The organism is Amycolatopsis sp. NPDC004378 (assembly GCF_053602455.1).
Genome location: NZ_JBSGDR010000038.1, coordinates 14,867 through 34,787 on the forward strand (window position 1 = coordinate 14,867; position 19,921 = coordinate 34,787).

The window sequence follows — 19,921 nt, forward strand, 5'->3', positions numbered from 1 at the left end:
CGCCCCTTCTCTCCCCGGTAACTCAACGTTTACAGAGAGTGATAGTGATCACTTACCCTTGACGGGGTGAAAGTCGTGTCGAACATGCCGAGAGTTACCGCCTACGAGTCACCGAATTAGCGTGCGCGTCGATCGCCCCGCTGTTCAATCACGATTCGCAATCGTGCTGTTCACAGCCTCGACGACCGGGTTGACCGGCAGTCCGGAGCAGCTGTCCGAGCTGAGCTTGCTGGCAGACTGAGCCGGAAGGCCCGGCGCCGTAGTAGTAACAAGCAGTGCAACGGTGCTGACAGTGCGGAGAGGCCGACCGGGAGCTCGCCTGGAGAGCGGGATGTCGTCCTGCCGTGTTATCGGAGTTGCCGGATGCGTGTGGAGCGTCCAGGCCGGGCGCGCTGGATTGGACGCCGGGGTGCGGGCTGGGGTGCGGTGGCGTCGTGGAGGAGGCGTGCGGTGGCTTCGGGAGCGTGGTGGGCGAGGTCGGGTAGCACGGTGGCATAGGTGTCTGCGGTCAGCGTGACGCTCGAGTGCCCGAGCAGGGCTTGGACGGTGCGCAGGTCGTTGCCAGCGGCCAGGGAGAGGCTGGCGGCGCCGTGGCGGAGGTCGTGCAGCCGTACCGGCGGAAGCCTTGATGCGGAGTTGAGTCGGCGGAAGATGACGGTCAGGAAGTCCGGCCGCAACGGAGCGCCGAAGTGGTCGGGGAAGAGGAACCCGACCGGTTCGCTGGTGCCTGGGTGGGCGGTCAGCCTCTCGATTCGCAGGCCTTGCAGCAGGGCGGCTGTCGTGTGGTCCAGGGGCAATCGCCCGGTTGCTGGAGGCGCTTTTCGGTGCGGCCAGTTCGAGGTGCTTGCCGATGTGGCGGACTTGGCGGGCTACGGTCACCGTTCTCGCTCGCAGGTCGATGTCAGCCCACTGCAGCCCGGCCACTTCGCCTCGTCGTAGCCCGAGCAGCGCGACGAGGTGGAATAACACGTACATTGGATGCTCGCTGCGGCGCAGCCAGGCGCCCTCGACCACCGAGATCCGACACCTGTTCAACCTCATCGGCAAAGACGATCAAGCCATCGGCCACGAAGAAGCCACTTCGGGTGATGCCTCCGACTCTGGGTACCAGAGACCTAGCCCTGTAGTACAAGGGGCTGTTTCCTCCAAGTTTCGAGCTTCCTTCGGGGCGACGATGTGCTGGGCATCTGCGGCAACTTCGTGTGCTGGCCGTCGCCGTCAACGCGATCGTCGGGGTGCTCCGGGTCCTCGGCGCCCATCGGGACCAAGCTGCCGGCGATCAGATCTTGGTCGACCTGACCGCTGCGCCGGAGTGGCAGTAGGCCAACGGCAAGAACTGTCCGGTGCACTGGGACGCCACGACCGCGACCCCTTCAAGAAGGTGGGCGAGGGCTCAGTCGAGTCGCTGCTCGTGCAACACCCGAACTACCGGCCGCCGAGAGCTGTGCAACGCCGGGTACTCGACGTCGCCCCGGATACGATGTCGGCCACCGTCGGTTGCCCCGTGCAGCACGTGGTCGTCACCGCGCTCCGCGACGCGATGTCCGCCTCGAACTAATGCCCACCATGACAGCCGAGGGCCACAGCCAGGGCACCCAGCGCCGGCCTGGGTCCTAATAACGAGAGCGAACAGTCCCAGCCCTTGATCCGTATGTACTGGGTTCGAGCGTCAGGCGGGCCACTAATCGGCAAACGTTTGACCTGCGCGTTTGGTGTCGTTTGCCATCGCCGCCGGGGACCGCCGCGTTGCCAGTCGTGGGACCACCTGCGGCAGCGCAGAAATAGAACGAGTTGCCGCACTTTCTTTGACTGCCGCCGCGTTCCCGAACGCCTCGTATGCGGCATCAGCGGACGTTCGACTGGATTCCGGTGGTAACGCTTCACAGGGCGGCTACGCTGCCGATCGCGCCGCCGATGAGGATCAGGACGATGCCGAGGAACACTAGCTTGATCCCGGTCGGGTGCTTGGCCAGGGCGTCGGCCAGTTTCGCCAGTGCCGTGAGGGTCTTGGCGAGGCCCTTGTCGCGGTCGGCCGTCTGCTGGGTTCGCAGCGCGAGCACGGTTCCGGTCAGCACCAGGATCAGACCGACTCCGATCACCACCAGTCCTGCTACGGACATTGCCGTCACCGTCATGCTCCCCTCTTCTGCACTGTCAAGTATGGGTCGCCGTGCACAGTGAACAGGCAGCCGAGCGGGCTGGCGACTGTGTCCACCAGCAGAAACAGCCGGGCGTCATGCAGCGCCTCGCCGACACTAACCGGTTCTGGCCCGAGTAGCCGCGTATAGAAGGCTTTGAAGAACCTGCTTGCCGTGTTTTCTGTGATGACGGTCTCGGTGCCGACGACGGCGCGGTAGCCGAAGCGCAGCAACGAACCGGCCAGGCTCAGGGCACCTGCGGTGGACAGTGCGGCGCTCTCGCAGGAGCTCAGGACGGCGAGCGGGCCGGGGGCAAGCGGGACAGGGCATGCTTCCCACCTTGTCTGGAGGAGACCGTTGGTGATGTTGTAGTACTCCATCTCCTTCGGTACTCGGCGGCCTGACTTCCGCCGGGCACGTCGATACTTAGATGCTCGGCCGAGCTGGAGTTGGCACCGGTCCCGGGTGCCCGGACCGCTGGTGGTCGAGTGTGCGGAGACGTGGACCAGCTGAATCGGGTTACCGGTGTCCGTCTGGCTCCACTGGCCCGCGAGTAGGCCGGCGAGGACGTATTCCGCTTGGTGCTGTGGCAGGTGCGTTGGCGGTGTCTGCTCCCCGGGGAACGGTCCGTTCCAGTCCAGAGCTACATGCTGTCCGGTGTCGGGACCTTCCAGGAAGGCGCGCTCGGCGTCGCTGCCGTCTATTGCTTCGTTCCAGAAGAAGGCGATCCGCAGGTCCGGGTCCGCGACGAGTATGCGATTTTGCGGCAGCAGCCCGCTGTCGCGCTCTTCCTTGGGGGCGTGGACGTTCGCACCGAGGACGACGTGGCGCACGATCGACGAGAAGGCCGGGAGCATGCGGGCCAATGCCTTCGCTGCTTCTGGCCCTGGGTTTAGAGTCGGTAAGTAGTAGCCGCTTGGGATGAAGTTGAGCATCAGCCGCGCGTCCTCGGTGCTGCGCAGCTCGAGCCGCGCAGGCCGGGTGACAGCGGCGTCAGTGGATGCGCGCAAATGCCGTTTGATGTAGGGAGCGTTGTCATCACCGAAGACGGCTGCAAGGTAGGTGCTGCCTGTCTGGATGAGTTCGCCCAGCTTCGCGCAGATGAGCTCCCATGACGGGTGATGCTGGTCGTTGAAGGCGGTTTTGAACTTGGTCAGGTCCTCCCGGATGGCCTCGTTCTGTTCGGTCAGGACAGTGGCGCTGCCCCAAAATGACCTCTGGTCGCCTTTGGCGGCACTCCCGGACACTTCGAGATGGATCTGGCCGTGCTGTCGCGACACATGAAAGATCAGATCCTGATCGGGGCTAGTCATCGCGGCCTAGCTGCGACACCGATGTGTCCAACTCCATCAGCTGGACGGTGGTGCCGGCCTGGGACAGGTCGATCAGGATGAGGGCGCTGTTTTTCCGGGTGGGCTCGGGTGCGGACTTGGCGGACCGGACCGCGTCCAGTTCTGAGGTCCGGAGGACGGTGAACTCGATCGGTTCGGCCGCCGCGTCCCGCGGCGCTCGGATCTCGGCCCGCACCGGGACGATGGCCAGGTCGGAGCTGAACATAGTCACAGTGAACGGCGCGGCTCCCGCGTCGTCGCCGCCCTGGACGGTAACCCGGGCGGACGTGGAAGCAGCCGGTCTCGGTGAAGCCGCGTCGCCAGCGTCAGTGTTGCGGCCTCGGAGGCGACGGTCGCTGAGCTGCGGGCCAGGGAGGTAATGATGGAAGGGCCTCCCGTTCTTGTCGAGCACTTTCCGCGGCACCAGCGCGACGACGATCTTTGCGATGATCAGATACTGGTCGTTCGTTTCCTTCGAGTTGCTCGATTGCTCTGCTCCGGCTGTCCGAACTGTCGGGTACCAGCCCGCTAGCACTGTGCCGTCGTAGTTGACCACGCGACGGCCAAGGACGCGCTTTTCGAGCTGGTTGTCCAGGCTCGACAATGCACCGATGATCGGCGGCGCCGCGGCGGCGTCCCTCCGATAGCTGCGGACCACCACGGTGCCTAGGGTGCCGGCGAGCACGCCGAACGTCAGTGCGCCGGTCTTGCTCACGATGTTGCTCGCGTGCTCCGAGATGTCACCAATCAGGAGAGCGAGCACCAGGATGAGACTGGTCGCGCCGATCACGATCCCGATCGCGAAGTACAGCAGGGGCGAGAGGATGTCCTGTGTGGAGACACGCCGGCCGGGGTTGACCGCCGGGGTCAGCAGAGGGTATAAGCAGCTCCCAGTGGCTCCGCCCAAGGCGCTGATCGCGATTAAGGTCTGGCTGGTCGGGTTCGCGCGAAGGAGGACGAACGCGCACGCCGCAGCCGCAACTGCTAACGCCGAATGCACGAAGATCAGGCTGTTTGCTGCCCCTGGTCGCATGGTTTCTCCGTAGGGTCGTCCGAACTCTGAGTCGCCGGTGTAGGTCCGCGTGTAACAGACTCCGGACACCTGATCGGGTGAACCTCTCGGTTCGCCGATGTGCCTCTGGCGGTGCGCGCGGCCTGCACCGACACCGCCGGCGCGCACTACGTGGACGTCGACGGGGACGTGCAGGAGAGCTTCCCGACGACCACCGAGATCGCGCAGCTGCCTTGTTTGCCGGCCCGGAGGGCGCCGTTGTCCACGCGGAAGGCAAGCGACGATGCTCAAGCTGTGACCGCAAGGAGTGATCGGTGCCCTTCCAGCTCCCTCAGTCGGGGCGATCCCGGGCTGCCGGCTTCGCCGCCAGCCCGGCACGGATCTGCTCACAGATCTGGATCTGCGCTGCTCGGGGGCAGCCATCGGTACTTCCGGGTGCGTGCCATCACAACCCCGCCCTTCATCCAGGCGGCGTTGCAACAACCCGATTACCCCGAGCAGTTGTGCGGCGACAAGACCGCACGCCTGAGCACGGATTGAGGTGCCGCGGTCGAGCTTTCCGCGGCCCGGGCCGCCCAGTCGTGTCTGTTTCGGTGGAGTGTCGCTGCATGCTGTGCGGAATGACCGAGATGAATCGGGTGTACAGGCAGACCGGGTAAAGATCGACACCGATGGCCACGTCGAGCCGGGCGAGAGTGCCCAGATCGGGCACGATCTCGCAGCGCCTGCTGAACGGTGGCATGGGGACGGCCGGGCTCCTACCGCAGCGGCCCGGCGCTTATTCCGCTGGTCGCCATTGTCGCGCCCATCCGTTGGGCGAACGCGAGGGCGAGGTGCGCGGGAACCGGCGCGTCGGGCGTCAGGGTCGCCCCCGGCCAGGGGGCGCAGGTGACGGGGGCTTGGGCCGACTACGCGGAGACAGCCCGGCCGGCTGGCCAGGCGCTGCGAGCCTTCGTGCAGCGCTTGACCGATGCCCCGCGTCGTACGTGGTCATCGCGAGCGACGAGACAAGCTGGAGGAGCTGCTGCATCGCTATCGCTACGTAGCGTAGCAGGCGCGGTCTACCAGCGTCCGTATGCGGCGTTCGCCTACGTAGGGTAGTCGAACTTTGCCTGGTGATTTGCTAGCTGTCTGGACGTTACAGTCGCACAAGTTTTTTTTAATAGGGTGGCAGCGTCGGTTACTAGCCTTAGCGCTTTGCTGCTTTGACTCTTAAGAGTTAAAGCAAAGGATTTTTTTGATTGCCGATGGGGGTGGACAGTGCTGCGGACGCGAACGTGCTCATTGCGATCAGCATCCAGATGACCTGCCACAACGTCAGGCCGCTGCCGCTTCCCGCTGCGACCTGTGCGCCGACTGAGCAAGCGCCGAGCGCCGCAACAGTAACCTGTGTACGGGTCGGCTTGACGCTCACACGGCAAGTATGCCACGCAGCATGCCCTTCGCCTGCTCAATCACCGCCTGCGTCGACAGCGCCTCGCGCGTGTGTTCCAACTCAACAGTAAGGTCATTGACCTCGTTCGATGGCTCCACCACGGACCATCACCCCACGTCACCGATGGCCAAGCTCGCCCGACACCAACTCGTGCCACTGCCACACAGTATGTCCGCCACCGGCCTGGCGCACTGAACGCGTGACACCCGGACCCGTCCCACAGCACGCCTCCAGCGTCCCCACGCCCTTCAACGCGGCCAAAGCAGCTCCCCGCCCAGACCAAGCGGTCACACTGCCTGGCGGCCCAGGTATCACGTATCATCAGGCTACGGCCGAACGGCCCAGCACGCCAGAAACCTTGGGCGTGACGCCCGATTCAGGGGGGTACTGGACCCAGGGAGATCTCACAGGAGCGCATTCGCCGAGGGGGGCGAACGGGCTCCCGGGCACACCTGGATCAGCAACCGGGCGTCACGCAGAGCCCACGATAGTGGCGACTTCGACCACTTGCCAGTAAGAGAAAAACGCTCACGTTCCAGCGGTCGGGCCGTTCCTCGCAGGCGATCCTTTGACACCGGGGCGGCGGTATTAAGGGCGCCTCACGGCGTCGCTACGCGATGAGCTGCGCTCACCTTGACACCACCACCCGGCGCTAACGGGCAGCAGGGGCGAGGGAAACGGCGGCGCCAAGCCCGCCAGCTCGTAGCCCCGAGGAGCCGACCGTGACGATCAAGCTCGCCAGCCGCCAAATCAGCCCCAACCAGATCTCACTCTTCAGCCACCACTAGGGCGTGTCTGATAATGCTTTGGTCCAGGTGATCGCGGCATGCAGGACGACTGCTGATCGGTAGACGATGGCGAGCTTGTCGTAGCGAGTGGCCTGACCTCGCCATTGCTTGAGCAGGTTGAAGCGGCGTTCGACGACGTTGCGGCCGCGGTAGTCGAGCGCGTCGAAGGCGGGTGGCCGCCCGCCCCGGGAACCGCGGCGTTTGCGGTGTCCGGCCTGGTCGGCGGGCTCGGGGATTACCGCGGTGATGCCGCGGTCACGCAGATGCCCGCGGATCGCCCTCGAGGAGTAGGCCTTGTCGCCGCGGACGCGGTCGGGCCGGGTCCGAGCTCGGCCGCGTCCGCAGCGAGCGACGTGCAGATACCGCATCAGGTGCGGAAACATCGGCGCGTCCCCGGCTTGGCCAGGCCCGACCAACGTCACCAGGGGCCAGCCATTCCCGTCGACGAGGTGGTGCACCTTGGTGCTCCAGCCACCGCGGGAGCGACCGATCGCATGATCAGGCGGCTCGGTCAGCAGATCTGTGTAGTTCGACCCAGCCCCCTGTGGGGCGGGTGATGTTCGTTTGCCAGGGCCCGAACACCTCCGGCACATCCCGCCACGGGATCCCGCACCGATACCGGTAGATGATCCCCTCGACCATCGCCCGGGCATCGGAGAACGGCCTACCTTGCTTACCGGTGCGGACCGGAAGCAAGTCCTCGATCAACGCCCACTGATCATCGGAGAGCAACTGAAACCGCGACACACCGGGCAGCATGGCAGTCGCCAGCCACAACCTTTGTCAGACGCGCCCTAGTCGTGCTGCTGGGAGATGCTGGCGTGGGCGAACAGTTCCCGGCCGCGTTCGGAGACCAGCGCGCTGCCGCCGGCGAGGACCAGCACCAGCACGGCGAGCAGGGCCACGTGACGCAAGACGCCGCTCGGGCGCGGGTTCCAGCAGCGCGGCGACCCGCCCGGGCACTTTCCCGCCGACTGCCGCGGTCGTGGGCGTGGGGCTGGGCGGAAATCGGTGGCGCGGTAGGGCGGCTCGGCCGACGGCGCGGGCGACCAGCCGCCGGTCGGCGACCTCGGCGGCGGCTTCCTCGTCGGCCCAGCGCTCCACCGCATGTGCGACCGACCGTGCGGTCGGTGTGAGGAACGGGTTCACGGCGGCGGCGAGATCCGCGGCGAGGATCCACCAGGCGTGCCGGTGGATCACGTGAGAGCGTTCGTGGGCGAGCACTACCTATTGCAGCCGGCTGTCGAGGGCGCGGATCAGCCCGGTGGTGGCCACGATCCGGGCGCGCAGGCCGGGAGTGGCGAACGCGTCGGGCAGGTCGTCGTCGAGGACGATCAGCGTGCCGTCGCCGGGGTGCTCCCGGCAGGCGGCCTGGATCCGGGTGATGGCCTCCAGGCGGCGCACGAGCAGGACGATCGCGTGGCCCGGCCGCGGGCAGCACGAGCAGTCCGCAGACCACCGCGATCAGTGGGGTATCGGGTCGGCGTCACGGACCACCTGCGCGGACCACCGTCCCGCCTCGGCGATCTGCGGGATCTGGCCGATCAGGGTGAACGCCGCGATGCCCAACACCGCGCCCGTCGCCATCGCCACGACCACGGCCGCCGGGACGAGAATCCGGGTGGTCACGGCGGGCGGGAGCCGCTGGCCGAGCGTAGGGCCGACGACGGCGAACAGCACCGCCACCGCCAGCACGAGGCCGCCCGCGCCGATCACCGCTCGTCCTGTCTTTCCGCGCGGTGCAGCAGCGAGGCCAGCAGCTGCTCGTCCTCGTCCGTCAGCTCGCCCATGAACCGGGTCAGGACTCCCGCTCGATCGCCCTCGCTGTCGAGCAGCTGCCGCATCCGGTGCGCGGTCACCGCGGTCGGATCGGCGAGTTGGTAGGCGTAGGCGCGGCCGTCCCGTTGCCGGGTCAGTGCCCCTTTCTCGTGCAGGCGGGCCAGCACCGTCATCACCGTCGTGTAGGCCAGGTCCGCGTCCATCTCGGCGCGCACGTCGGACGGGGTCAGCGGACGTCCGGCAGCGGCCAGCGCCCTCAGCACGTCCTGCTCCAGGCTGCCCGGTGTCTTGCGATGCCCTGCCACGGCCCCATCCTTCGTCCGTTGACTACTACACAAACGGTAGTACATAGCGTCCGGCGGGTCACCCGTGAACACCGTTTCCCGTGGTCCGGGCGCCGAGCACGGCCAGCGCGGCGAGGACGAAGAGGGCGGCCAGGCCGAGGAAGCCGGCGCCAAGGGTGGCCGCGGTGGCGATCGCGCCGACCAGCAGCGGGCCGCCTGCGTCGCCGAGTTCGCGGCCGACCTCGGCGGCTCCCATGGTCTGCCCGATCCGCTCCGCCGGGGTGAGCGCGGCGAGGTGCGCGAACCCGAGCGGTGTCGCCAGTCCGACCCCCGCCCCGATGGCCACCGCCGCCACCAGCACTCCGGCGACGCCGGACAGCACGGCGGCCAGCGCCATTCCGGCGGCGGCCAGGAAAAGCCCACCGGCCATGCCGATCCCGTCGAGCAGCCGCCCGCCGTCGCGGGCGCGGCCGGACCACGGCTGCACCAGAGCCGAGCACAACGCCAGCAGCGACACGGCCGCGCCGGTGACCAGCGGAGTCAGCCCGGCCGCGGCGCCGGTCACCGGCAGGAACCCCACCCCGACGGCCAGCGCCGCGGTCGTGGCGGCGAGCGTGGCGGTCGGGCGTAGGAAGCTCGGAGAAGCCAGGCGGCGGGCCAGGTCGAGCACGGTCTGGCGGGCACGCGGCAGCGGCGGCGCCGCGGGCACGACCAGGACGGCCCAGCCGGTCACGGCCAGCGCGAGCACCGCGAGAGTGGCGAACAGCAGCGGGAATCCGCCGACCGTGATCAGCACGCCACCGAGCAGCGGGCCTGCGGTGTAGCCGACACTCTTCCACGCACCGTAGCCGCCGAAGGCGCGGCCTTGCCGTTTCGCCGGGGACAGCCGGGCGACGAGCGCGCCGGCGGCCGGGGAGAACGCCGCCGCGGCCGCGCCCTGGCCCAGCCGGGCCAGTCCCACAGCCGCCGGATTTCCCGCGAGCACGAACGCGGCCGACGCGACGGCGAACGCGAGCAACCCGCCGAGCAGCACCGGGCGCGGTCCGATCCGGTCGGCCAGCGACCCGAACACCGGCTTGAGGATCACCTCGGCGCCGTCGTAAACCGCCAGCAGCAGCCCCAGTGTCAGCAGGGAAGCGTGCTCGCCGCCGGTATAGACGCCGAGGCTCGCGGCGATGCTGTGCGCGCCGAACGCCGTCACGAAACCCGCCGCGTACAGCGGCCGCAGTGCGGCGGCCGATCCGGCCGTGGTGTGCTCGGGGGACTCTGTGCTCATCCGCGCGGCTCCTCTCCGGTACGCCGGCGCCTCAGCAGGTGCCGGATGATCAGCGCGGTCAGCCCCACCGCGACCGCGATCAGGATGTAAAGCTGGTAGCGGTGGATCTGCTCGTAGATGACGGTGATGTGGGTGCCGGCGAGATCGCCCAGCCCGGCCCAGACACCGACCCACAGCGTGGCCCCGAGCGCGTTGAACGCGAGGAACCGGCGCCACGGCATCCCGGTGATACCGGCGATGATCCCGTTGGCCTGGCGCAGTCCCTCGACGAACCGGGCGACCACGACGACTTTTCCGCCGTGGCGGCCGAAGAACTGCTCCGCGGAGTCGAGGCGCCGTTCGGTCAGGAAGACGTAGCGGCCGAACCGCAGCACGAGCCGCCGGCCACCGAACCGGCCGATCAGGTACCCGACGTTGTCACCGGCGATTGCCGCGGCGATCGCGACCACGACGACGACCGCGATGTTGAGATGCCCTGCTCCGGCGTAGACCGCGCCCGCGATCAGCACCGTCTCACCTGGCGCCGGGACACCGAAGTCCTCCAGCATGATCAGCCCGGCGATCGCCAGGTACCCGTAGTGATCTAGCAGCGGCGCCAGGCTTCCCAGCACTCCCGGCAGCTCCGGCGCTGCGGCCATGTCAGCCCGCGACCGGCAGGGTCGGACGCGGTGTGGCGGTCAGCACCGGCCGCAGCGGGGTGCGTTCGGCGAGTTCGACCAGCCACATCAACACGTGGCGGACCAGCCAGAACCCGGCCAGGCTGACCGCAGCACCCACCGCCAGCCCGGCTATGACGTCCTGCGGGTAGTGCGCGGCGATGTACACCCGGGAGAACGCCATCAGCACGGCGGCCAGCGCCGTGAGCGCTCCGAGTCGCCGATTGATCAGGAACAGTCCGCCGGCGACCGCGCCGGCCATCACCGCGTGATCGCTCGGGAACGACGGATCGAGGCTGCGGTGCGCGAGAACCACGATGTTCGGCAGTGTCGCGTACGGGCGGGGCTCTCCTACGAGCGCGGAGAGCGGTTGGTTCACGCCCAGTGCGAGCAGCATGCCCAGCGGTGCCCACAGCGCCGCCGCCATCCGGAACTGGTTCGCTTGACGGCGTGCCGACCACCACCCGGCGAGCAGCAAGGCGGCGAACAGCACCAGACCGTAGGCGGCGTAGGCCGAGACGATCGGGTGCAGCCACGGGGTCGTGCGGGCGAAGTCGTTGATCACGAGGAACAGCTGCGTATCGGTGTTCATGTCGAATCTCGGCTCACATCTGGTGCAGGGCTTGGAAAACCAGTTCGGTGTACTCGGCGAGCCGGTCGGCGCAGTGTTTGAGCTGCACCTCGGCCTCGGCCGCCGACGGGGCGCCGAACACGTCGCGGACCTTCAGCTCCCGATGCCAGCGGCGCAGCCGCTCCAGGCTCTGTTCCTCCTCTTCCAGTTCGGCCATGGTGAACTTCTCGATGCGGATTTCCTTGTCGATCTCGGCGTCGAACTTGCCACAGTCGGCCAGGAACTCCCGCCACTCGTCCTCACGGTCGGCGGTGAACAGCCCCTCCAGCCGCGCGCCGTCGCGGTCGCTGCGCCCGGCCGCGTCGAGCACCAGCACCTCACCTTCGCCGCGTTCGGCGAGGGCGACCACCCGGCGGAGGCCCTCGGCGAACCCGGCCACGTCCGGCACCGTCCAGGTGCCCTGCCCCAGCGACAGCGCACCGATCCGGCGCAGCTCCCGCCACACGGCGACCCGGTGCCGTGAGGGTGCCGCCGGCACTCGCACCACCAGCACCTGCCACTTGCCCGATCGTTCCGTCACGAGTACCAATGTATCAGCTGTTACATTCGGCCCTGTGTGGCCGGAGAGGAGCGAGATGGGTACCCGTCCACTGTCGCGGCGGACGCTGCTCGGCGTTGCCGCCGGATCGACGGCGTTGCTGGCCGGCGGCTGCGGCACCACTCAGCAGGTTCAGCCCGCCGCGCTGCCGCCCGCGCCGGCGAGCGGCACCCTGATCATGATCATCAGACACGGCGAGAAGCCGGCCGGCTCCGGCGCGCCACAAGGCATCGACGTCGACGGCAACACCGACCTGCACTCGCTGACCGTGGCCGGGTGGACCCGCGCAGGCGCGCTGGTGGAACTGTTCGCACCCGGCGCGGGCAGCCTCCGCGCCGGGCTCGCCCGCCCCACGGCGATCTACGCCGCCGGCGGCACCGGCGGAGAAGGCCAGCGACCCCGCGAAACCGTCGGCCCCCTGGCGGCCCGGCTCGGCGTCCCGGTCACCACCACCTTCGCCAAAGGAGGCGAGGCGGCCCTGGCAGCCGAAGTCGCCTGCCGCAGCGGCGTCACCTTGATCTGCTGGCAACACGAAGAAATCCCCGCGCTCACCACGGCTGTCGGGACGGTCGGTCCCGCGCCTCCGCAGAGCTGGCCGGACAATCGATTCGACGTCGTGTGGGTTCTGGCGCCAACCGGCGCGGGCTGGTCCTTCACTCAGGTCCCTCAGCTGCTGCTCGCCGGCGACAGCGTGGATCCGATCGGCTGAGTCCGTCCTCTTACGGTGGGGTGGTGGCGGAGCTGACGTCGAGCAAGCCCGGCGAGCCGATCAGCGCCTCGGCGCCTTGGCGGCACGGCGCCAGGCCGCCGAGCGCAGGAGCCGGAGGCCGTTGAGGCCGACGATGACGGTGGAGCCTTCGTGTCCGGCGACGCCGAGCGGCAAGGGCAGGGTGCCGATGAGGTCCCAAAGCACCAGCACGGTGATGAACGTCGCGGCGATGATGAGGTTGGCGACCACGACTCGGCGGGCCCGGCGCGAGAGCGCGATGAGCGCCGGGATGGTGTTCAGGTCGTCGCGGACGACGACGGCGTCGGCGGTCTGCAGGGTGACGTCCGAACCGGCGCCGCCCATGGCGATTCCGGCGTGGGCGGCAGCGAGGGCGGGGGCGTCGTTGACGCCGTCGCCGATCACCGTGACCCGTGCTCCGGCGGCTTCCAGCTCGCGCACGGCGGTCACCTTGTCCTCGGGTAGCAGCCCGGCCCGGACGTCGCGGATGCCCAGCTCGCTGGCCAGCCGGGTCGCGGTGGCGTGGTTGTCACCGGTCAGCAGGACCGGCGACGTGCCGGTGAGCCGCGTGAGCGCCGTGACCGCGGCCGCGGCTTCGGGACGGGTCTGGTCAGTGATGGCCAGCACGGCCACGACCTGCCGCTCACGCAGCACGAGCACCGCGGTTTGCCCGCGCCGCTGGATCTCCTCGACCGCCGCAGTGGCGTTCGCGTCGGGTTCGGCGGGCATGAGTGCGGCTGGGGAGCCGATGCGCAGGAAGTGCTCGTCGACGAGCGCGGAGACGCCTCGGCCGGGCTGGGCGCTGAACTCCTCGGCGTCCGGCAGCTGCAGACCGTGTGCTCGCGCCGCAGCGACCACGGCCGTGGCCAGCGGGTGTTCGCTGGGCCGCTCGGCGGCCGCGGCCAGCCGCAGCACCTCGGCTTTGACGAGCCCGGCTCCAGGCAGGACACGGATCTCGGCGAGTTCCGGGGTACCGCGGGTGAGGGTGCCGGTCTTGTCGAACGCGACCTGGGTGGTGGCGGCGAGCTGTTCGAGTACGACGGCGGACTTCGCCAGCACGCCGTGGCGGCCGGCGTTGGCGATCGCGGCCAGCAGCGGTGGCATGGTGGCGAGCACGACCGCACACGGCGAGGCGACGATCATGAAAGTCATCGCCCGCAGCAGCGAGTCCTGCAGCGCCTCGCCCCACAGCAGCGGCAGCACGAAGATCGCCACCGTGGCCGCGACCATCCCGATCGAGTAGCGCTGTTCGATCTTCTCGATGAACAGCTGCGTGCGCGCCTTGGTCCGCCCGGCCTGCTCGACCAGCGTCGCGATGCGTGCCACGACCGAGTCCTTCGCGCGGCGGGCGACCTGCACACGCATCGAGCCGGTGCCGTTGAGCGTCCCGGCGAACACTTCGTCCCCGATCGCCTTGTCGACCGGCAGCGGCTCGCCGGTGATCGTCGCTTGGTCCACTTCGCTGGCCCCGGCGACCACGGCGCCGTCGGCGGGGATCCGCTCGCCTGGGCGCACCAGCACCAGGTCCCCGACCGCCAGCTCCACGGCCGGGACGTTCACCTCGTCGTCGCCGGTGATCCGGGTGGCCGTCTCGGGCGCCAGGTCCAGCAGGCCGCGTACGGAGTCCTCGGTCCGCGCGGTCGCCAGCGCTTCCAGCGCGCCGGAAGTGGCGAAGATGACGATCAGCAGCGCGCCGTCGAGCACCTGCCCGATCGCAGCGGCCCCGATGGCCGCCGCGACCATCAGCAGGTCGACGTCCAGAGTCTTCTCGCGCAGCGCCTGTAGCCCGCCCCAGCCCGGCTCCCAGCCGCCGGCCGCGTAGCAGGCCAGGTACAGCGCACACCACGACCACTCCGGGCCGCCTGAGAGTTGCACGGCCAGGCCGGCCAGGAACAGCGCCACCGCTGCTGCGGCCCAGCGCATCTCGAGCAGCGCGAAGAGCCTCGTCCGCCGCATCGGGACGGCCGGCGCGGCCGGGCGTACCGGCGGGGCGCTCAAGGTCGAGGGCACGGAGAAACCTCCAGATCAGAAGACCGACCCCTCGACCATAACAGAACACATGAAGACGTCTTCATGCGTGTGTTGAGATACACTTCCGACCATGGGACACGGGGTCGAAGGCCGCGAACGGCCCACTGGACGGCTGGACGCCGAATCGGCGACCCACGTCGCGACGACCCTGCAAGCCCTGGCCACGCCCAGTCGGCTGCTGATCCTGACCGAACTGCGTCAGGGGCCCCGCCCGGTCACCGAGCTCGCCGAAGCAGTAGGCATGGAACAGTCCGCGGTCTCCCACCAGCTACGGCTGCTGCGGAACCTGGGCCTGGTTTCCGGCGCTCGTTCCGGCCGCAGCATCGTCTACAGCCTCTACGACAACCACGTCGCCCAGCTGCTCGACGAGGCCGTCTACCACATCGAGCACCTACGACTAGGCAAGCCCGACAAGTCCGCCACCGCCAGCTGAATCCACGAGACGAGATCGTCGCACTCGCTAGCGACGCTCAGTCGACCAAGCGCTGCCAACTCATTTCGGTCGACGGCTCACATGGCATTCGCCATACGCGTCAGCTCGACACTCCTCCGCGGACTCGCCGGCGAGCAAATGAGTCCTGCGCCACTTCCACCTAAGTCGAACATTTGTGTTCGGGGTTGGCCGCGCCGCTTTGCCGGCTCGCGCCTGGAGCACCTGTTGTGTGGGTCACAGTGACGGCGAGGATCATGAGGGTTATCTTCACCAAGGTGGTATACCCCTAAGGGGTATGAGAGGTGATGGGAATGAACGCGATAGGGCACGCACTGGCGCTGGCGGGGTCGATGACTTGGGAGATCCTGTGGGCGCTGATCCTCGGGTTCGGCCTGTCCGCGGTGGTGCAGGCGATCGTGCGCAAGTCGACGATCGTCCGGTTGATGGGCGATGACAGGCCGCGCACGCTTGCCGTGGCGTCCCTGCTCGGCGCCGCGTCGTCGTCCTGCTCCTACGCCGCCGTGGCGCTCGCGCGCTCGCTGTTCCGCAAGGGGGCGGACTTCACCGCCGCGATCGCCTTCGAAATCGGCTCGACCAACCTGGTGGTCGAACTCGGCATCATCATGGCGCTGCTCATGGGCTGGCAGTTCACCGCCGCGGAGTTCGTCGGCGGCCCGATCATGATCGTGCTGCTGGCCCTGCTGTTCCGGCTGTTCGTCCGCAAGCGCCTCATCGCGAAGGCTCGCGAGCAGGCCGAGAAGGGCGTGGCCGGGTCGATGGAAGGTCACGCCGCGATGGACATGTCGGTCTCCGGCGAGGGCTCGTTCGGGCGGCGTCTGTTCTCCCGCGACGGCTTCACCTCGGTGTCGCACGTGTTCGTCATGGAGTGGGCCGCGATCTTGCGCGACCTAGTGATCGGGCTGCTGATCGCCGGTGCGATCGGCGCCTGGGTGCCGGACTCGTTCTGGCGCGCATTCTTCTTCACGGACCACCCGGTCGTGTCGGCCCTCTGGGGACCGATCGTCGGGCCGATCGTGGCGATGCTGTCGTTCGTCTGCTCGATCGGCAACGTCCCGCTCGCCGCGGTGCTGTGGAACGGCGGCATCAGCTTCGGCGGCGTCGTCGCGTTGATCTTCGCCGACCTGCTGATCCTCCCGATCCTGACCATCTACCGGAAGTACTACGGCACCCGGATGACCCTGGTCCTGCTCGGCACCTTCTACGCCGCCATGGTCGGCGCCGGTTACCTCGTCGAGCTGCTCTTCGGCGTCACCAGCCTCATCCCGAAGCAGCGCTCCGCGACGGTGATGACCGAAGGCATTTCGTGGAACTACACCACGTGGCTCAACATTGCCTTCCTGATCGTCGCCGCCGTCCTGCTCGTGCGGTTCTTCCGCACCGGAGGCCGGGACATGCTGCACATGATGGGCGGATCACCCGACGCCATGCCACACCACGACCACGGCGGACACGAACAGCACGGAGCCCACGAGCACGCCGGAGACGGCGAACACGAGGACCACCCCGAGCACGCTGGTCATGAGGCGCGCCCCGACGACCGCCACGCCGACCATGGCCACCACCACTCGTGACGAGGCACTGAGACCGCAGACGACGTGGGCAGGGGTCAGGAGGTGAACCGGATGGCGCTTCGTGCCGTTGGTCTTGGTGTGCCGACCGTCAGCGATCACCCCCGCCTGGCGGGCCCGCTACGCCGGCCCTACCGTGCAGGGGTGGTTTTCCCGGCGCCTGCGGCAGCTTTGCGGTGGATGCTGCTGTCCGTGCTGGCGTTCGCCGTCGTCGGGATGCACAGCCTGGCGACCACCCACACAGCATGTGTGCCCCCGAGTTGGTCGCAGATGGCCGGCATTTCCGCGGAGGTGGCGTCCGAACCAGCGGAATCCACCGCGACGCTGATGGTCGACCAGGCAACGGCCGAGACGGGCACGGACTGCCGCCCGGACCACGATCAGGCGATGAACCACTCAGGCCACTCCGGTAGTGGCCACGACCTGCTTCACCTGTGCCTGGCCGTGCTGGTCGCCCTCGCCGGGCTGGCACTCGGTTGGTTGCTGTGGCGCCGCGCCAATCCCGTGGCCGGCCATCGCGATCCCAACCCTGCGATCGCGAGTCACGGCCGTGGGCCACCTAGCGCCCGTCCGATCCGCTATCTGTTGTCCTCGCTCTGTGTCCTGCGGCTGTGACAGGGACCGGTGCGTGCTCACCTACGCACCCCGCGCGTCCCTCTATCAACAGCTTGCAAAGGAAACAAGATGATGACCAGGAAGACCCTGGTCGGGACGGCGCTGGCCGTCCTGACCCTCGGCACTGTGCTCGCCGGCTGCAGCAGCGGCTCCACCACAGGCCATGACATGAACAGCATGAGCAGTTCGGCCACGACTTCGTCCCCCGCCAGGCACGGCGATCACAACCAGGCTGATGCCGCGTTCGCGCAACAGATGATCCCGCATCACCAGCAGGCCGTGGACATGACCGAGCTGGTGGCCGGCAGGACGACCAACGCCAAGGTGATCGACCTGGCCCACCGCATTCAGAAGGCCCAGGATCCCGAGATCCAGCAGATGTCCGGCTGGTTGAGCACCTGGGGTGCCGCGACCGGCATGACCATGCCGGACATGACAAGTGGCCAGTCGATGCCTGGCATGGGCAGTAACAACGCGATGCCCGGCATGATGAGCGACGCCGACATGACCAAGCTGCAGGGCATGAAGGGCGCCGAGTTCGACCGGATGTGGCTGCAGATGATGGTCCAGCACCACCAGGGCGCCATCGACATGGCCAATACCGAACTGTCCCAGGGCAGCAACGCCGACGCCAAGGCGCTGGCCCAGAAGATCATCAGCGGCCAGCAGGCTGAGATCACCGAGATGAACGGACTGCTCGGCCATAGCTGACCAACCGGCTGCGTAGCCGGGTTGGGGATCCTGCCGCGGCAGGATCCCCAACCCGCCCCTATCCGGCTGCCCCTGAGTTCAGGACGTGTGCTCGTGTGGGTTCTCCGCCACTGCGGGCACCTCGGGGTGGCCATGTCGGCGACGCCGGACAGTCCCGCGATGACGAAACGCCATTCGCCCCAGGACCACATGCACGCCGACGACGATGACCTTCACCAGGATGATCGCCACCACGATGGTGGTTCCCCAGCCGGCCCACGGTGAAACCGCCAGCGCACCACCCAGCAGTCCGAGGTGGACGGCGACCGCCAAGGCAGCGAGTCCGACGAGGACGAGCGTGCTACCGGGCCGGCGACGTCGCTGTGGCATGGCTTCGGCGTTGGTTTCCTCGGCCGGACGGGCGGGTATCGGGTCCGACCGTTGCCAATGGACGGTGAGGCGGTCGCGCCGGCCGATCGTCTCCAGTCGGCGGGCAATACCCTCCTGCAGCGGGGCCGCGTCCGCGGGCCGGGCCAGCTCGCGCAACCGCGTGACGTCCGCCAAGACCGCCTCGTCGAGTACCGCTTCCGGCTGGCGGTGGTCGTCGAGGACCCGCTGGACACGGCGGAACAGGTCGTCGAACGACATTGTCCCCCACGGGCAGGCACACCTCGCTACGATCGGTGATCGTAGCGTGAGGGAGGGGTCCCGTGGTGGAACCGGCTGAGCGGATCGCGCTGACCGCGTTTTGCGCGGAACTGCCCGGATTGCGCGGCGAGTGCGTGCAGCAGCCCGCCGACCGGGGCCGGCTGCTCGACCGTATTGAGGAGGCGGCCCGCGGACGCCGCCCGATCCTCTCGCTGCTGGAGCAGCTGCTGGGTGCCCCACCGGACGAGGCTGTGCGATCGCTGAGCAGCGGACTGCCGGGCGCCGGGGCCGGCCACGCGGACGAGGAGCTGTTCGCCTGCCCGGACGGCGCCTGCGACCGGCTCGAAACAGCAGACCCGGCCGGCCCGGCACCCCGATGCCCGCTGACCGGCGACCGGCTGAAACGCCGCTGACGCCGTGCGGACCTTCTTCGAAGAGCTGGCGAAGAAGCTCGCCGACCGCTGGGCCGGCCTCCTGTTGCTGCCCGGCGCCTTGTTCGCCGCGACTGCCGGGCTGGCGGGTCTCCTCGGTCAGGCGCACTCCCTGGACGGGGCGCGGGCGGCCGGCGCCGTGTCCGGCGCGCTGTCCGCCGTGGGTCGGCTTTCCGCGGGCCAGCAGGCGATCCTGGTCATCGTCGCGCTGCTGGCGGTCACCGGGACGGGCCTCGCCGTCCAGGCGCTGGCGGGGGTAACCCGCGCACTGTGGCTCGGTCGCTGGCCGCGGGCGATGGCACGGCCGCTGGTAGGTCGCCGCCGGGCAGGCTGGGAGCGCTTGGTGGCGAAGCGTCGGTCCCTGCAAGTGGAGCACCCCGCCGAAACGCGGACCTCGGAAGGCCAAGAGGAGATCGACCACGCGGCTGCGCGCGTCACTCGGTTCGCGCCGGCCCAGCCGGGGCGCCCGACGTGGGTGGGGGATCGCATCCACGTCGTCGAGAGCGTGTCGAACGACCGCAACGGCCTCGACCTGGCCTACGGCTGGCCCCGGCTGTGGCTCGTGCTCCCGGACGTCGCCCGCACCGAGATCACCGCGGCGAGTTCGGCGTTCGCGGCCGCGGTCGCGGTTGGCACGTGGGGTTGGCCGTACTTGCTGCTCGGCGTCGTGTGGTGGCCGGCCGCGGTCGTCGGCGTTGTGGTCGGTGCGGTCGGTTGGGCGCGGGCCCGGCCGGCCGTCGAGGATCTCGGTGCCCTGTCGGAAGCCGCCCTGGACTTGCACGGCAGGGCGCTCGCCGTCGCCCTCGGCGCGGCCGAGGCCGGTGTCGAGGGCCCGCTGATGATGGAGGAAGGGGAGCGGGTCAGCCGCCTGCTCCGCAAGGGACGGTAG

Annotated in this window: 22 protein-coding genes and 1 pseudogene; 7 read left to right on the forward strand and 16 right to left on the reverse strand. The window is 68.7% G+C overall.

Annotated elements, in window-relative coordinates; genetic code table 11:
* Positions 1-347: 347 nt before the first annotated feature.
* The 14 genes and pseudogenes from ACWEN0_RS47400 to ACWEN0_RS47465 form a co-directional block, all read right to left on the reverse strand.
* Positions 348-797 (reverse strand): tyrosine-type recombinase/integrase, encoded by a 450-nt coding sequence (locus ACWEN0_RS47400; protein ID WP_451988318.1) that lies wholly within the window; start codon positions 795-797, stop codon positions 348-350.
* A gap of 1,083 nt (positions 798-1,880) precedes the next feature.
* Positions 1,881-2,135 carry a hypothetical protein gene (locus ACWEN0_RS47405; RefSeq protein WP_451988319.1) on the reverse strand — a complete coding sequence of 85 codons (255 nt, stop codon included), beginning with the start codon at positions 2,133-2,135 and terminating at the stop codon, positions 1,881-1,883.
* Positions 2,132-3,451 carry a CHAT domain-containing protein gene (locus ACWEN0_RS47410; protein WP_451988320.1) on the reverse strand — a complete coding sequence of 440 codons (1,320 nt, stop codon included), beginning with the start codon at positions 3,449-3,451 and terminating at the stop codon, positions 2,132-2,134. The genes ACWEN0_RS47405 and ACWEN0_RS47410 overlap by 4 nt, the downstream gene beginning before the upstream one ends.
* A complete protein-coding gene (locus ACWEN0_RS47415; RefSeq protein WP_451988321.1) occupies positions 3,444-4,502 on the reverse strand; it encodes a hypothetical protein in 1,059 nt (352 codons plus the stop codon). Before ACWEN0_RS47415 ends, ACWEN0_RS47410 begins: the two co-directional genes overlap by 8 nt.
* A 1,198-nt stretch (positions 4,503-5,700) precedes the next feature.
* Positions 5,701-5,895 carry a hypothetical protein gene (locus ACWEN0_RS47420; RefSeq protein ID WP_451988322.1) on the reverse strand — a complete coding sequence of 65 codons (195 nt, stop codon included), beginning with the start codon at positions 5,893-5,895 and terminating at the stop codon, positions 5,701-5,703.
* Positions 5,892-6,017: a hypothetical protein gene (locus ACWEN0_RS47425; RefSeq protein WP_451988323.1), complete on the reverse strand. Its 126-nt coding sequence runs from the start codon at positions 6,015-6,017 to the stop codon at positions 5,892-5,894. Before ACWEN0_RS47425 ends, ACWEN0_RS47420 begins: the two co-directional genes overlap by 4 nt.
* Before the next feature lie 683 nt (positions 6,018-6,700).
* A pseudogene (locus tag ACWEN0_RS47430) lies at positions 6,701-7,451 on the reverse strand (IS5 family transposase).
* Between the two features lie 480 nt (positions 7,452-7,931).
* Positions 7,932-8,108: a hypothetical protein gene (locus ACWEN0_RS47435; protein ID WP_451988324.1), complete on the reverse strand. Its 177-nt coding sequence runs from the start codon at positions 8,106-8,108 to the stop codon at positions 7,932-7,934.
* Between the two features lie 60 nt (positions 8,109-8,168).
* On the reverse strand, positions 8,169-8,420 hold the full coding sequence (locus ACWEN0_RS47440) for a hypothetical protein (protein ID WP_451988325.1): 252 nt from the start codon (positions 8,418-8,420) through the stop codon (positions 8,169-8,171).
* Positions 8,417-8,788, reverse strand: coding sequence for a BlaI/MecI/CopY family transcriptional regulator (locus tag ACWEN0_RS47445; RefSeq protein WP_451988326.1), 372 nt, complete (start codon positions 8,786-8,788; stop codon positions 8,417-8,419). Before ACWEN0_RS47445 ends, ACWEN0_RS47440 begins: the two co-directional genes overlap by 4 nt.
* A gap of 58 nt (positions 8,789-8,846) precedes the next feature.
* On the reverse strand, positions 8,847-10,043 hold the full coding sequence (locus ACWEN0_RS47450) for an MFS transporter (RefSeq protein WP_451988327.1): 1,197 nt from the start codon (positions 10,041-10,043) through the stop codon (positions 8,847-8,849).
* Positions 10,040-10,681, reverse strand: a complete 642-nt coding sequence (locus ACWEN0_RS47455; protein WP_451988328.1) for a DedA family protein — start codon at positions 10,679-10,681, stop codon at positions 10,040-10,042. Before ACWEN0_RS47455 ends, ACWEN0_RS47450 begins: the two co-directional genes overlap by 4 nt.
* Position 10,682: 1 nt before the next feature.
* Complete coding sequence (locus ACWEN0_RS47460; RefSeq protein WP_451988329.1) at positions 10,683-11,291, reverse strand: phosphatase PAP2 family protein; 609 nt, start codon at positions 11,289-11,291, stop codon at positions 10,683-10,685.
* A 13-nt stretch (positions 11,292-11,304) separates the two neighbouring features.
* Positions 11,305-11,850, reverse strand: a complete 546-nt coding sequence (locus ACWEN0_RS47465; protein ID WP_451988330.1) for a Chromate resistance protein ChrB — start codon at positions 11,848-11,850, stop codon at positions 11,305-11,307.
* Between the two features lie 55 nt (positions 11,851-11,905).
* Here ACWEN0_RS47465 and ACWEN0_RS47470 point away from each other — a divergent pair, with 55 nt between their 5' ends.
* On the forward strand, positions 11,906-12,577 hold the full coding sequence (locus tag ACWEN0_RS47470) for a hypothetical protein (protein WP_451988331.1): 672 nt from the start codon (positions 11,906-11,908) through the stop codon (positions 12,575-12,577).
* Between the two features lie 60 nt (positions 12,578-12,637).
* Here ACWEN0_RS47470 and ACWEN0_RS47475 read toward each other — a convergent pair whose 3' ends face one another.
* The gene (locus ACWEN0_RS47475) at positions 12,638-14,551 is read right to left on the reverse strand and encodes a heavy metal translocating P-type ATPase (protein ID WP_451988355.1); all 1,914 of its coding nucleotides are present in this window, start codon (positions 14,549-14,551) and stop codon (positions 12,638-12,640) included.
* A 145-nt stretch (positions 14,552-14,696) separates the two neighbouring features.
* On the opposite strand from ACWEN0_RS47475, the gene ACWEN0_RS47480 reads away from it, so the two are divergent.
* The 4 genes from ACWEN0_RS47480 (at position 14,697) to ACWEN0_RS47495 (ending at position 17,974) form a co-directional block, all read left to right on the forward strand.
* On the forward strand, positions 14,697-15,059 hold the full coding sequence (locus ACWEN0_RS47480; protein WP_451988332.1) for an ArsR/SmtB family transcription factor: 363 nt from the start codon (positions 14,697-14,699) through the stop codon (positions 15,057-15,059).
* A 311-nt stretch (positions 15,060-15,370) separates the two neighbouring features.
* Positions 15,371-16,651 (forward strand): permease, encoded by a 1,281-nt coding sequence (locus ACWEN0_RS47485; protein WP_451988333.1) that lies wholly within the window; start codon positions 15,371-15,373, stop codon positions 16,649-16,651.
* 177 nt (positions 16,652-16,828) lie between these two features.
* Positions 16,829-17,263, forward strand: coding sequence for a hypothetical protein (locus ACWEN0_RS47490; RefSeq protein WP_451988334.1), 435 nt, complete (start codon positions 16,829-16,831; stop codon positions 17,261-17,263).
* Between the two features lie 72 nt (positions 17,264-17,335).
* On the forward strand, positions 17,336-17,974 hold the full coding sequence (locus ACWEN0_RS47495) for a DUF305 domain-containing protein (RefSeq protein ID WP_451988335.1): 639 nt from the start codon (positions 17,336-17,338) through the stop codon (positions 17,972-17,974).
* Positions 17,975-18,052: 78 nt separating this feature from the next.
* On the opposite strand, the gene ACWEN0_RS47500 is transcribed toward ACWEN0_RS47495, so the two are convergent.
* Positions 18,053-18,601: a hypothetical protein gene (locus ACWEN0_RS47500; protein ID WP_451988336.1), complete on the reverse strand. Its 549-nt coding sequence runs from the start codon at positions 18,599-18,601 to the stop codon at positions 18,053-18,055.
* Between the two features lie 62 nt (positions 18,602-18,663).
* Here ACWEN0_RS47500 and ACWEN0_RS47505 point away from each other — a divergent pair, with 62 nt between their 5' ends.
* Entirely contained in the window at positions 18,664-19,014 is a 351-nt protein-coding gene (locus ACWEN0_RS47505) for a hypothetical protein (RefSeq protein WP_451988337.1), read from the forward strand.
* 4 nt (positions 19,015-19,018) lie between these two features.
* Positions 19,019-19,921 carry a hypothetical protein gene (locus ACWEN0_RS47510; protein ID WP_451988338.1) on the forward strand — a complete coding sequence of 301 codons (903 nt, stop codon included), beginning with the start codon at positions 19,019-19,021 and terminating at the stop codon, positions 19,919-19,921.

Bases quoted from the DNA above. Each gene is read 5' to 3' on its own strand.
- ACWEN0_RS47405 (WP_451988319.1), bottom strand. From the start codon at position 2,135: ATGACGGTGACGGCAATGTCCGTAGCAGGACTGGTGGTGATCGGAGTC.
- ACWEN0_RS47410 (WP_451988320.1), bottom strand. From the start codon at position 3,451: ATGACTAGCCCCGATCAGGATCTGATCTTTCATGTGTCGCGACAGCAC.
- ACWEN0_RS47415 (WP_451988321.1), bottom strand. From the start codon at position 4,502: ATGCGACCAGGGGCAGCAAACAGCCTGATCTTCGTGCATTCGGCGTTA.
- ACWEN0_RS47450 (WP_451988327.1), bottom strand. From the start codon at position 10,043: ATGAGCACAGAGTCCCCCGAGCACACCACGGCCGGATCGGCCGCCGCA.
- ACWEN0_RS47455 (WP_451988328.1), bottom strand. From the start codon at position 10,681: ATGGCCGCAGCGCCGGAGCTGCCGGGAGTGCTGGGAAGCCTGGCGCCG.
- ACWEN0_RS47460 (WP_451988329.1), bottom strand. From the start codon at position 11,291: ATGAACACCGATACGCAGCTGTTCCTCGTGATCAACGACTTCGCCCGC.
- ACWEN0_RS47470 (WP_451988331.1), top strand. From the start codon at position 11,906: ATGGGTACCCGTCCACTGTCGCGGCGGACGCTGCTCGGCGTTGCCGCC.
- ACWEN0_RS47475 (WP_451988355.1), bottom strand. From the start codon at position 14,551: ATGCGGCGGACGAGGCTCTTCGCGCTGCTCGAGATGCGCTGGGCCGCA.
- ACWEN0_RS47480 (WP_451988332.1), top strand. From the start codon at position 14,697: ATGGGACACGGGGTCGAAGGCCGCGAACGGCCCACTGGACGGCTGGAC.
- ACWEN0_RS47485 (WP_451988333.1), top strand. From the start codon at position 15,371: ATGAACGCGATAGGGCACGCACTGGCGCTGGCGGGGTCGATGACTTGG.
- ACWEN0_RS47490 (WP_451988334.1), top strand. From the start codon at position 16,829: ATGCTGCTGTCCGTGCTGGCGTTCGCCGTCGTCGGGATGCACAGCCTG.
- ACWEN0_RS47495 (WP_451988335.1), top strand. From the start codon at position 17,336: ATGACCAGGAAGACCCTGGTCGGGACGGCGCTGGCCGTCCTGACCCTC.
- ACWEN0_RS47500 (WP_451988336.1), bottom strand. From the start codon at position 18,601: ATGTCGTTCGACGACCTGTTCCGCCGTGTCCAGCGGGTCCTCGACGAC.